Origin of the sequence: Listeria goaensis (assembly GCF_900186125.1) — a bacterium.
GTDB lineage: Bacteria > Bacillota > Bacilli > Lactobacillales > Listeriaceae > Listeria > Listeria goaensis.
The window spans coordinates 266,967-279,041 of the sequence record NZ_FYBQ01000002.1; the positions used below are offsets into that span (position 1 = coordinate 266,967).

At 38.2% G+C, this 12,075-nt stretch carries 11 protein-coding genes and 1 other annotated feature; of the genes, 2 read left to right on the plus strand and 9 right to left on the minus strand.

What is annotated here, in order from left to right; genetic code table 11:
• Positions 1–336: 336 nt before the first annotated feature.
• The 5 genes from CFT42_RS03850 to CFT42_RS03870 all read right to left on the minus strand — a co-directional run bounded on the left by CFT42_RS03850 (position 337) and on the right by CFT42_RS03870 (position 6,260).
• A complete protein-coding gene (locus tag CFT42_RS03850; RefSeq protein WP_240310315.1) occupies positions 337–1,293 on the minus strand; it encodes an ABC transporter ATP-binding protein in 957 nt (318 codons plus the stop codon).
• Positions 1,286–2,365 (minus strand): ABC transporter ATP-binding protein, encoded by a 1,080-nt coding sequence (locus CFT42_RS03855; protein ID WP_088809310.1) that lies wholly within the window; start codon positions 2,363–2,365, stop codon positions 1,286–1,288. The genes CFT42_RS03850 and CFT42_RS03855 overlap by 8 nt, the downstream gene beginning before the upstream one ends.
• A gap of 17 nt (positions 2,366–2,382) precedes the next feature.
• Positions 2,383–3,414 (minus strand): oligopeptide ABC transporter permease, encoded by a 1,032-nt coding sequence (gene opp3C / locus CFT42_RS03860; protein WP_088809311.1) that lies wholly within the window; start codon positions 3,412–3,414, stop codon positions 2,383–2,385.
• Positions 3,414–4,343, minus strand: a complete 930-nt coding sequence (gene opp3b, locus CFT42_RS03865; RefSeq protein ID WP_088809312.1) for an oligopeptide ABC transporter permease — start codon at positions 4,341–4,343, stop codon at positions 3,414–3,416. Before opp3b ends, opp3C begins: the two co-directional genes overlap by 1 nt.
• Positions 4,344–4,580: 237 nt before the next feature.
• The gene (locus tag CFT42_RS03870; RefSeq protein ID WP_088809313.1) at positions 4,581–6,260 is read right to left on the minus strand and encodes a peptide ABC transporter substrate-binding protein; all 1,680 of its coding nucleotides are present in this window, start codon (positions 6,258–6,260) and stop codon (positions 4,581–4,583) included.
• A 636-nt stretch (positions 6,261–6,896) separates the two neighbouring features.
• Here CFT42_RS03870 and CFT42_RS03875 point away from each other — a divergent pair.
• Both CFT42_RS03875 and trpS read left to right on the plus strand, forming a co-directional pair.
• Positions 6,897–7,244: a DUF3899 domain-containing protein gene (locus CFT42_RS03875; protein WP_088809314.1), complete on the plus strand. Its 348-nt coding sequence runs from the start codon at positions 6,897–6,899 to the stop codon at positions 7,242–7,244.
• 46 nt (positions 7,245–7,290) lie between these two features.
• Positions 7,291–7,501 (plus strand) — a binding site (T-box leader).
• 71 nt (positions 7,502–7,572) lie between these two features.
• Positions 7,573–8,565 carry a tryptophan--tRNA ligase gene (gene trpS / locus CFT42_RS03880; protein ID WP_088815414.1) on the plus strand — a complete coding sequence of 331 codons (993 nt, stop codon included), beginning with the start codon at positions 7,573–7,575 and terminating at the stop codon, positions 8,563–8,565.
• Between the two features lie 41 nt (positions 8,566–8,606).
• Here trpS and CFT42_RS03885 read toward each other — a convergent pair whose 3' ends face one another.
• The 4 genes from CFT42_RS03885 to CFT42_RS03900 form a co-directional block, all read right to left on the minus strand.
• Positions 8,607–9,023 carry an organic hydroperoxide resistance protein gene (locus CFT42_RS03885; protein WP_088815415.1) on the minus strand — a complete coding sequence of 139 codons (417 nt, stop codon included), beginning with the start codon at positions 9,021–9,023 and terminating at the stop codon, positions 8,607–8,609.
• Positions 9,024–9,034: 11 nt separating this feature from the next.
• Positions 9,035–9,475: a MarR family winged helix-turn-helix transcriptional regulator gene (locus CFT42_RS03890; RefSeq protein ID WP_088809317.1), complete on the minus strand. Its 441-nt coding sequence runs from the start codon at positions 9,473–9,475 to the stop codon at positions 9,035–9,037.
• A gap of 114 nt (positions 9,476–9,589) precedes the next feature.
• Complete coding sequence (fabF, locus tag CFT42_RS03895) at positions 9,590–10,831, minus strand: beta-ketoacyl-ACP synthase II (RefSeq protein WP_088809318.1); 1,242 nt, start codon at positions 10,829–10,831, stop codon at positions 9,590–9,592.
• 254 nt (positions 10,832–11,085) lie between these two features.
• Positions 11,086–12,027 carry a beta-ketoacyl-ACP synthase III gene (locus tag CFT42_RS03900; protein WP_088809319.1) on the minus strand — a complete coding sequence of 314 codons (942 nt, stop codon included), beginning with the start codon at positions 12,025–12,027 and terminating at the stop codon, positions 11,086–11,088.
• Positions 12,028–12,075: the final 48 nt, after the last annotated feature.

Below are 12,075 nucleotides of genomic sequence, written 5' to 3' on the forward strand. Positions count from 1 at the left end.
TAGACATTCACACTCCTTAATCGGTTTTAATTTTGTTTCATTCACAAACGAATCGCTAATTCATTTCTCTATTTTGAAAATAGCAATATAAGAACTTACATTTCCATTATACACTAAACTTGTGAAATTCTATATACTATTTTCGAAAAAATTATAACAAATATGTAGAAATGTTTTTTAGTAAGTCGCTCTTAGTATGTACCCTTACTATACTTGGTTTAAACTAGAATCACATGAAAATTTCCTCAGATTTATTAAAATTCAATGAGAATTCACTATCAATATTTCTCATTAAACAAAAGAATTCTAGCAAAATGCTAGAACTCTTTTACTTATTTATACACTAGCTATCAAGCTAGCATGCTTCTCTTTATAAGACTCAAGTTCCGCTTCCGAACAATAAACAAAATGTCCCTCAGCAACTTCACGCATTTTCAATTCTTCACCGTCTTTATAATTATGCATCGTTGGATCATATGCTTTACGCACACGAGTACGTTCATAATTCGGGTCTGGAAGTGGAATAGCAGATAAAAGCGACTCCGTATAAGGATGTAGCGGTGCACGGTACAAATCATTAGCTGGAGCTAACTCAACTAATTTCCCAAAATACATGACACCAATACGATCACTAATATATTTTACCATTGAAAGGTCATGTGCAATAAAGAGATACGTTAGTCCCTTATCTTTTTGCAATTCCTTCAAAAGATTGACCACTTGAGCTTGAATAGAAACATCAAGTGCTGAAATCGGTTCATCTGCAATGATAAATTCTGGTTGAACAGCAAGTGCTCGAGCAATTCCAATACGTTGTCTTTGTCCACCTGAGAACTCATGTGGATAACGGCCAGCATGTTCTTTGCTCAAACCAACTGTTTCAAGCAACTTATAAACTTGTTCATCAGCGTCAGCTGGAGAACTTGCAAGATCATGAATATTAATTCCCTCTGCAATAATATCACGCACTTTCATACGCGGATTTAAAGACGCATAAGGATCTTGGAAAATCATTTGCATTTTACGACGAAATTCATGCATCTCTTTACGAGATTTTTTTGCATGAACATTTTTACCGTTGTATAAAACTTCGCCACCTGTTGCGTCATACAAACGAATAATGGTACGACCAGTCGTTGATTTCCCACAGCCTGATTCACCTACAAGGCCCAGTGTTTCACCTTTATAAATATCAAAAGAAATATCGTCCACAGCACGAACTTCATTCGCTTTGCCTTCATTGAAGTATTGTTTTAAATTGTGGATTTCAAGTAATTTTTCGCGTTCACTCACCTTGTTCGACCCCCTTCGCATGAACAGCTTGCATACCAGGATGTTCCTTCGCAAATTGTTCTTGACGTCTTAATACAGCATCTGGAGGCGTTACTTCAGGCGCATCCGGATGAAGTAACCAAGTCGCCGCATAATGCGTATCGGATACTTTAAACATCGGCGGTTGCTCTTCCAAATCTATCGCCATCGCATATTGGTTACGCGCAGCGAACGCATCACCTTTTGGCGGTTTTAATAAATCAGGAGGAGTTCCCGGAATAACATATAATTCCTCATCATCTGTATCAAGCGTTGGCATTGAACTAATCAAGCCCCATGTATACGGGTGTTGCGGGTTATAGAAAATTTCATCTACCGTCCCAATTTCAACAATTTTCCCTGCATACATAACAGCAACTCTATCCGCCACATTCGCTACTACACCAAGGTCATGCGTAATGAAAATGATAGATGTATCAATTTTTTGTTGAAGATCTTTCATTAGGTCTAAAATTTGAGCTTGGATTGTTACGTCTAGTGCTGTCGTAGGCTCATCCGCGATTAAAATCTGCGGGTTACACGCGAGTGAAATGGCAATAACAACACGTTGGCGCATCCCTCCGGAAAATTGGTGCGGATACTGCTTAACGCGTTCCTCAGCGTTTGGAATTCCTACCAGTTGAAGTAAGCGAAGTGCCGTTTTACGCGCTTCTGTCTTACTAATTTTCTGATGCTTAATAAGCGGTTCCGCAATTTGCTTCCAAATCGGCATTGTTGGATTAAGCGACGTCATCGGATCTTGGAAAATCATCGAGATATCTTTACCACGAATCTTTTGCATTTGCTTTTCAGACGCTGTCGCCAAGTCCTTCCCATCAAATAAAATTTGACCGGATTTTATGCTAGAGTTACTTTCAGGAAGCAACCTCATAACTGCTTTTGTCGTAACTGATTTCCCAGAACCTGATTCTCCCACAATAGCAAGAGTTTCACCTTTATGAAGATCAAAATTCACTCCACGAATGGCTTGGACTTCGCCGGCATAAGTGTGGAAGGAAATGTGTAAATCTTTAACTTCTAATAGTTTTTCCATTTTTCCTCACCTCTCCTTTAGTCCCGCATTTTCGGATCGAACGCATCGCGAAGTCCGTCAGCTACTAAGTTAAATGCAATCATAATAATACATAATACAATCGATGGATATAAAACCATATACGGCAATACTTGAAGGGTTTTATACCCGTCATTAATTAATGTTCCAAGTGAAGCTGTCGGCGCAGGTAAACCTAAACCGATAAAACTTAAGAAAGCTTCAAAGAATATCGCACTTGGAATACTAAACATAACGTTAATGATAACAACACCTGCTACGTTAGGTAAAAGATGCTTGCTTAGAATCTTAGGAACAGATTCACCTAGAGTTAAGGATGCCAGAACAAATTCTTGGTCTTTCAGTTTTAAAACTTGTCCCCTAACAACCCTGGCCATCGTTATCCAACTCGTCATCGCAATGGCGATAATTATTGAAACCATACCAGCTTTCAGTACTAAAATCATCAAAATAACAACCACTAAATTAGGAATAGCGGAGAGTACTTCCAGTATTCTTTGCATGATACTATCAACTCTGCCACCTTTATACCCGGAAATAAGTCCGTATGCAACGCCGACAACCAAGTCACATAGTGCCGCAACAACAGCAATAATAAGTGAAACTCGTGTCCCAGCCCAAATACGAGCAAATTGGTCACGACCTAATGTATCACTTCCTAACCAATAGTATGTGCCTTCTTCAACATTTTTTTGTTGATAAACATCTACTTCTGTACCACCAATATTCTGTTTACCATTCCAAAAAGGCATATTCTCAAAACCAGGTACTTTCGGAGGTAAACTTGCATATTGATTATTTTGGTAGTTAACACTATTTTTAGGACCTAGATTTGGTGACATATATTGCCCAAAAATAGCCATCAAAACGATAACCCCTAATACTATGATTGAAACTAAAGCAGCTTTATTTTTCCGTACGCGTATCCATGAGTCTTGAAGGAAAGTCAAACTTGGGCGTGAAATTTTTTCTGCTTCAGCATCTTTAATTTGCACTGGCTGGAACATTTCTTTTGCAATTTTTTCTGCCATTATTTTTTCCCTCCAGACACACGAATTCGAGGATCAATTAGTCCATATAAAATATCTACAATAAGAATGACTAGTATTAACATCACAGCAAATAGTAAAGTAGTTCCCATAATTACCGGATAATCATTCGTTTGTATAGACATTACAAATTGGCTACCAATCCCAGGAATCCCATAAATATTTTCAATTACAAGTGAACCTGTCATCAGCGCAACAGACAATGGTCCTATAACAGTAATAAGCGGAATAAGTGCATTTCGAATAGCATGTTTCACTGCTATTTCAGGTCGACTGTTCCCTTTTGCTTTGGCAAGCAAAATATAGTCAGATGCAAATACATCAATTAATTCAGTTCTCATGAAACGTGCTGCTGTTGCAAGTGGAAACATTGCAAGCGCAAATGCTGGTAAAATAGATTCTGCAAAAGTCCCCCACCCAGCTACAGGCAACCATTGTAATTTTGCTCCAATCCAGTATTGCAGGACTGTAGCGAAGACGAAAGAAGGAATCGATTTTCCTAGTATCGCAATGAAGGTACTGGTATAGTCAGGCCACCTATTCTGATACATGGCGGCGATAACTCCTAAAATAATACCAAAGAAAAGACCAAAAACCATTGCTTCTAGTGCGAGTGTGATGGATGGACCAATAAGCGCGCCTAGAATTTCAGATACAGGACGATTGTCAAGTTGGAAAGATACCCCTAAATCCCCTTTTACTAAACCTGTCATATAATTAAAATATTGAACAGGCACCGGATCATTTAAACCGTATTTCTCATTCATAATATGAATTTGCTCATCAGATAGTTTTTCCTGATTACGATACGGTGTACCCGGCAAAAGCTTCATTAGGAAGAATGTAACCGAAGCAATAATGAAGAGTGTTATTAACATGTAGAAAACGCGTTTTAACGTATATTTTGCCATCTATCTCTACACCTCCCAAATTTATTTTTATGTGTTAAAGGTTTTCAAAAATTCGCCATATGCTTAGAGCCTTTATTTTATTTCATTACATATGTTAATCAAATAATTTTCTCAAAACCTACTTTTTCCAAATTTAAATATGACGTTAAAGCGTTTTGTTGCATCTCGCAAAACATCAGCAAAATGAGAGAGTATATCGAAATATACTCTCTCTCAAGTCAAGCATTTCTTAAAAACTTATTTAGTCAAATACGTATTTTTGTACGTATAGTCAGGACCAAATGGATTTTTTTGTAAATCCTTAATATAAGATTGTTGCAAGTATGCATTTGAACGGTGGTAAAGTGGCGAAATCGCTACATCATCTGTAAGCAAGATTTGCTCTGCTTTAACCATTTCATCCCAACGTTTTTGTGGTTCAGCCGCATAAGTCACAGCTGCATCTTCTAAGATTTTATCATAATCAGGATTAGAGTAGCTCATTCTGTTTTGAGCGCCACCTGTTTGGAATAAATCTAAGAAAGTAGATGGATCTTGATAGTCAGGACCCCAACCACTCATAGAAACATCATAATCTTGGTTTTGGTCGTTTTGCAAGCGAATCTTGAATGGTACATTTTTAAGGTTCACTTTCAAACCATCAAGGTTAGTTTCTAATTGGTTTTGAATAAATTCAGAAGATTTTTTAGCATTTTCAGTATCATCACTTGTAAATTCTAAAGTAAGGTTACTTACTCCTAGCTCTTTCAAACCTTGTTTCCAAGCTTTTTGAGCTTCTTCTTTATTGTATTCTAAGTGTGCGCCAGATTCTTTCACATAGTCTTCTTTGTTACCTGGATCAAATGTGAAATCTGGTGGCACTAAGTTGTTAGCTGGTTTAGAACCATTTTGAAGTACAGTATTTACATACGCTTCTTTATCAATTGCAAGTGCAATTGCTTTACGAATGTTTTTATTTGCAAGTGGAGTTTTCTTCCCTTTGCGTTCTTGGTTAAATTTAATGTAGAAAGTTGAAGAATCATTAACTACAGTGTAGTCTTTATTATCTTTATTTTGGGCAGAATATTCAGCACTTAGAAGCGCGCGGTCAATTTTACCAGTGTTATAAAGATTTAAGTTAGTTCCTGCGTCTTGAACAACTTGAACATTGATTTGTTTCAATTTCACAGCGTCTCTATCCCAGTAGTTATCGTTTTTAACGTAAGTCCATTTTTTATTCGTTCCTGTCCAATCTTTCAATACGAAAGGACCGTTATATAAAATATTATCACTGTTTTGAGCATATTTTTCGCCTTTTTCCGTTACAAACTTCTCATTTAATGGGAAGAATGTTGGGAATGCGAATAATGAATTAATGTAAGCAGCTGGTTTAGATAATGTAATTTCAAGAGTTTTATCATCTACTGCTTTAATCCCTAATTCTTCAGGTTTCATCTTACCTGCTACAATTTCTTCACCATTTTTGATAGCGGAGAATAAGTAAGAATACGTTGCAGCTGTGTCTGGGTTAACCGCACGTTGCCAAGCAAAGACATAATCTTTGGCTGTAACAGGGTCACCGTTAGACCATTTTGCATCGTCACGTAATTTGAAGGTATAGACTGTTTTGTCATCACTAACTTTTGGTTCTTCAGCGGCTCCAGCAATTGCAGGAATACCATCTTTGTCAAGCGCATATAGACCTTCATTTGTTTGGTTAAGTACATTTAAACCAACTTGGTCATCTGCTTTTGAACTATCAGCAGAAGGAATTAATGCTGATTCTGACAAGTTAAGAACTTGTTCCCCTGATGCTTTACCATCACCTGAGCCTTTTTTATCGTCGGACGAAGAATCATTTCCTCCTCCACATGCTACTAAGACTAAGCTCAGTACAAGTGTCAATCCAAGAGCTAAAAATAATTTAGATTTTTTCACTAAATATACCTCCCTTTTTTATTTTTCTGAAAAATTGTTTCACTTGTTATTATACCTCAGTTTTTTAAGCTTTGTAAATTGATTTAACCAAATATTTCAAATCAAGGCTAAAAGTGATAAATTTCAAAAAAATTCTCACAATGGCTAAAGAATATGAAAAGTCTGACAAATAATACATACGTTTAGTACATTGATTTGAAAGACGAAACACCATTGATTAAGTTTTCAGAAAATAAATCTAGTTTAGTCAAACTACTTTTGCCTTGAATTCGGAATTTGTCTATCAAAAAACAAGCAAAACTAAAATACTAACAAAAAGTGATGTTAATCCCGAATAATTTTAGGATTATATTTATTTATATACTTTTTTTTTGCTCTTGTCTATATAAAAAGACTAAAAAATAAATTTAATTTATGAATCATTAATAAAAAGGTTGATATAATGGGATTTTTCAAAATAAAAAATTGTAACATTTCATTACATCATCAGAAAGCCAGTCACTCACTCATTTATTACTAAATATCTACAATTGTCCGAATAATCTGTCGTCATATCTGCTAAACAATTAAAATTCGTCTACCTTCTTTTTTTATGCTAAAGTAATACAAGAATCAAAAACGCGAGGTGACATGCATTTGTTAAAACGATTAATCATCTATACGGTTATTCAAGAAGTTCTTATTCTAATTATAATGCTTTTTCAGCAACATTTTACGCTCCTGCAGTATATTGACCTTTCCTTTTATGTTGGTTTTAGCGTCTTCATAATAGGTCTTATCGTTTATATTATGCGCTCTGGCTTTCTTGACCGCGTACACGACGGTTTTCGTAAAGTGTCCCGGAAATTTAAAGGCGAAGAAGATAACGAGTTTTCGGATATGATGCTCTCGGAACTTGTCGGCATTCCGTATCTCGATATTTTGATTAGTTCTCTCATTGTGCTTGCTTCAAGTTTTCTTGTTATGCTGTTTTATTATATGTAAGAGTTTGACAGCTTATTCCATTTCTTGGTAAAATGTCATTACTATAACTGATGCGTTAGAGGGAAAATAGTACATTTTGTGTAAACTATTTATAGAGAGCTTGTGTTTGGTGGAAACAAGTATAGAACAAAATGGAATGGGCTTCCCGAGAACTGCTTGTGAACTTTTAGTAGCAAGTGGCGGCTTAAGACCGTTATCTTATGAGTGCTTTTTAAAGCAATTAGGGTGGTACCGCGGACAAACCGTTCGTCCCTAGCAGAATTTTTTGCTAGAGACGGGCGGTTTTTATGTTCTCTCGATCGCATATTAATTTTAGGAGGAAAACAGGATGAAAAAAGTTATTTTTTCTGGTATTCAACCGAGTGGTGATTTAACACTTGGGAATTATATCGGCGCATTAAAACAGTTTGGTAGCTTCCAAGACGAATATGACTGCTACTACTGTATTGTTGACGAGCACGCCATTACGGTGCCTCAAGACCGCTTAAAACTTAGAAAGCAAATTAGAAGCTTGGCCGCACTGTATTTAGCGGTTGGTTTAGACCCAGAGAAAGCGACCTTATTTATTCAATCAGAAGTTCCGGCGCACGCGCAAGCTGCATGGATTTTGCAATGTAATGTGTACATTGGCGAGCTGGAGCGAATGACCCAATTTAAAGATAAGTCTGCTGGGAAAGCTGGTGTCAGCGCAGGACTACTAACTTATCCGCCGCTAATGGCTGCCGATATTTTACTCTATCAAACCGATCTTGTTCCGGTTGGTGACGACCAAAAGCAGCACATTGAATTAACGCGTGATTTAGCGGATCGCTTTAACAAAAAACATAACGAAATCTTTAAAATGCCCGATATTTTCGTTCCAAAACAAGGCGCGCGCGTGATGTCTTTACAGGAACCAACGAAAAAAATGAGTAAATCCGATGAAAATATTAAAAGTGCCATCTATTTGTTAGATCCTCCAAGCACGATTAGGAAGAAAATCAAGAGTGCGGTCACCGATTCATCTGGTGTCGTGCAATATGACAAGGAAAGTAAGCCTGGTATTTCTAACTTACTCTCCATTTATTCTGCTTTAACGGGCGAAATGGTTTCTGCCATCGAAGAAAAATACGCGGGGAAAGGCTATGGCGATTTTAAATCTGACCTTGCCGAATTGGTTGTTCAGGAATTAGAGCCGATTCAAACGCGCTACGAAGACTTTCTGCAATCTGATGAATTGGATAGAATTCTTGATGAAGGTGCTGAAAAAGCCCGTTTTGTTGCTAATAAGACCCTTAAAAAAATGGAAAATGCCATTGGACTCGGCCGCAAACGCCGTTAAAAAAAGAAGCCAAAATCAATTTTTTGATTTTGGCTTCTTGCTTATACAATTTGCAGCGTAACATCGATGTTGCCGCGTGTTGCTTTGCTGTACGGACAAACTTGGTGGGCTTTTTCAATCAACTCTTTGGCAGTCGCTTCGTCCACGCCGTCGATATGTGCTACCAAATCCACACCAACTTTAAATCCGTTGTCTTCTGGATCGCTATATAGGGAAACTGTTGCGGTTACTTCGCTTTTGCCTGTTACGCCTGCTTTTCCCATAACAAGTTCCAGCGCGCTATTAAAGCAAGAGCTATATCCGGCGGCAAATAGCTGTTCTGGATTTGTGCCACCGCCTCCGTCGCCACCAAGTTCCTTCGGCGCCGAAATATCAAAGAAAAAGACATTGTCCTCTGAATGCACTTCCCCGCTTCTGCCACCTGTATTAATAACCGTTGTTTCATATAATTTTTTCATTTTTTCTCCTCCTAAATTAAATAACTTTTAAGTGTCTCATTCAAGTTTTTCACATCTGCAAGTAAATTTGTATGCCCAACTTGCCCAGAAAACAATTGCTGAATGCATGCATTCACTGCGCCAATAACTGCGCCTTCCAATTGGCTACCCTTTTCCGTCAAAGAGATGATGACGACACGCTCGTCGCTTTGCTTGCGGTTCCGGAGGACTAGCCCATCTTGTTCCATTCTTTTAAGCAAAGGGGTCAGTGTTCCGCTATCTAAATCTAGCTGTGCGCCAAGTTCCATTACGCTCTGTGCGTCTTGTTCCCAGAGGGCGAGCAAAACGATGTACTGTGGGTAGGTTAGCTGGAAGGGACTGAGCGCTTTCCGGTAGTATTTTGTGAAGTTGCGCTGGACGTTATAAATTGCAAAACATAGCTGCTCATCTAGTAATCGATGATTTGTTTCCATAAAATCATCTCCTTTTATATTGTTCGCAATTTAATTGTAAGCAATATTTTAACAAAAAGCGAATTGTTTGCTCAAAAAAAAGGACTTGAACAATATTGTTCAAGTCCTTTATCATCACGCCTCAAATTTTTTAAATACTAGCGTCGCATTATGTCCGCCGAAACCAAATGAATTGGACATTGCCACTTTTACATCTTGCTTCCGCGCAACATTTGGCACGTAGTCAAGATCGCAAAGCTCATCTGGATTTTCAAGATGGATCGTTGGTGGAATCACACTATCGCGAATCGTTAGAACAGAGAAAATGGCTTCAATTCCGCCAGATGCGCCTAATGTGTGCCCTGTCATAGATTTTGTTGAACTAACAGCTAACTTATAAGCATGGTCGCCAAAAACCGTTTTAACTGCAGCTGTTTCGAATTCATCGTTATAACCTGTACTTGTTCCGTGTGCATTAATATAGTCTACACTTTCCGGCTCTAATCCAGCATCGTTTAAAGCTTGTTTCATCGAACGTGCTGCACCTTCGCCGTTTGGAGCTGGTGCTGTAATATGATGCGCATCACTTGTTGAACCGTAGCCAACAACTTCTGCATAAATTTTAGCGCCACGTGCTTTAGCGTGTTCATACTCTTCTAAAATAACAATTCCTGCACCTTCACCGATAATAAAGCCATCGCGGTCTTTATCAAATGGACGGCAAGCTGTTTCAGGGTCTGGATTTAGCGACAAAGCTTTATTAGCACAAAAGCCAGCGAGCGCCATTTTTGTAATTGGTGCTTCACTTCCACCTGTAATCATCACGTCGGCATCGCCACGTTCAATCACTTTGAAAGCATCACCAATTGAGTTTGTGCCTGTTGCACAAGCCGTCACCGTTGCGGTATTAATTCCTTTGGCACCAAAACGGATTGATACTTGACCAGAAGCCATGTCTGGAATCATCATTGGAACAAAGAATGGGCTAACTCGGCGAAGACCACGATTAATATACGTATCATATTGTGTTTCAAAAGTTTCCATTCCGCCGATACCAGAACCAATCCAAACGCCTACACGCTCAGCATTGGAATCATCAATTTTAAAATCAGCGTCGTTTAATGCCATTTCTGCACCTGCAATTGCATAGTGAGTGAAACGATCCATCTTACGAGCTTCTTTTTTCTCGATATATTTTTCAACATCGAAGTCCTTTAATTCAGCAGCAATTTTCACTGGGAAATCATCAGGATTTAAACGCGTTAATTCTTTAACACCGTTAACACCATTTTTCGCGTTTTCCCAAGAAGTTTCTGCATCATTTCCAAGTGGTGTAACTGCTCCAATACCAGTAACGACTACTCTTCTTCTTTCCATGTACTCATCTCCTTGTCTTTGGGCTCATGAAAAAACAACTTCTGTCAACTGACAGGAGTCATCCTTAATATTTGTTGCTTCAAAATAATAAATAAAAATATAGCAAAAACATATAGCCAACTTGGCAGCTATTGTACAAATAAATAGAGCTTGGTTTGAAGCAAAATTCAAGCCGATTTTATTATACCACAAAAGAAAGAAAGGTGTCTTTATCTATACATAAAAACACCTCAAACATCTAAAAATTAAAGCATTTATTTACCCCAACGGAGAACTAGCGCTCCCCAAGTTAAACCTGCGCCGAAGCCAACAAGTAATAAGTTGTCGCCGTCTTTTACTCGTCCTTCCTCGACCGCATCGATTAAAGCAAGTGCGATGGACGATGATGATGTATTGCCGTATTTATGAACTGTCTTCATTAATTTTTCTTCTGGTAAATCTAGACGCTCACGCGATGCTTCCATGATACGAATATTTGCTTGATGAGGAATTAGCAAGTCTAAGTCCGCTTTCTCTAAACCAGCTTTTTCTAACACTTGCATTGACGCATCACCCATTTTACGCACAGCAAAACGGAAAACTTCACGTCCATTCATATACATTTTATTATTCTCTGCTTTTAAATTTAAATATTTACCGCCTGAACCATCAGAACCTAAAACAAACGATAGCAAACCTTTATCTTCAGAAACTGGCCCCATCACAACTGCGCCAGCACCATCACCAAATAATACAGCTGTACTTCTGTCGTCCCAATCGGTAATTTTTGATAACTTATCTACCCCAACAACAACAACATGCTTGTAAGCTCCTGTTTGGATAAATTGAGAAGCTGTCACAACGCCGTAGGTGAATCCGGAGCATGCTGCTTCTAAGTCCATGGCTGCAGCGTTTTTAGCCCCCAAACGATCTTGAATAATATTCCCAACGGACGGAAAAGTAGCTTCTTGGGTTATCGTTGCCACAATAAATAAATCAATATCTTCAGGCGTCAACCCTGCATTTTCAATTGCTTTTTTGGCCGCCTCATAAGCCATGTCATGTGTATATTCATCGTCACGCGCAATACGTCTTTCCTGAATTCCTGTACGCGTGCGAATCCATTCGTCAGATGTTTCCATCATTTTTTCCAAATCAAAGTTAGTTAATACTCTTTCAGGAACATATTTCCCTACTCCTAGAATACCTGCGTTCATTGTTTCTCCTCCATATAAAGCTGTCTTTATGACCTGGTGCTAATTTTA

Coding starts and splice junctions, on each gene's coding strand:
- CFT42_RS03855 (WP_088809310.1), bottom strand. CDS start 2,365: ATGGAAAAACTATTAGAAGTTAAAGATTTACACATTTCCTTCCACACT.
- opp3C (WP_088809311.1), bottom strand. CDS start 3,414: ATGGCAGAAAAAATTGCAAAAGAAATGTTCCAGCCAGTGCAAATTAAA.
- trpS (WP_088815414.1), top strand. CDS start 7,573: ATGAAAAAAGTTATTTTTTCTGGTATTCAACCGAGTGGTGATTTAACA.
- opp3b (WP_088809312.1), bottom strand. CDS start 4,343: ATGGCAAAATATACGTTAAAACGCGTTTTCTACATGTTAATAACACTC.
- CFT42_RS03900 (WP_088809319.1), bottom strand. CDS start 12,027: ATGAACGCAGGTATTCTAGGAGTAGGGAAATATGTTCCTGAAAGAGTA.
- CFT42_RS03890 (WP_088809317.1), bottom strand. CDS start 9,475: ATGGAAACAAATCATCGATTACTAGATGAGCAGCTATGTTTTGCAATT.
- fabF (WP_088809318.1), bottom strand. CDS start 10,831: ATGGAAAGAAGAAGAGTAGTCGTTACTGGTATTGGAGCAGTTACACCA.
- CFT42_RS03885 (WP_088815415.1), bottom strand. CDS start 9,023: ATGAAAAAATTATATGAAACAACGGTTATTAATACAGGTGGCAGAAGC.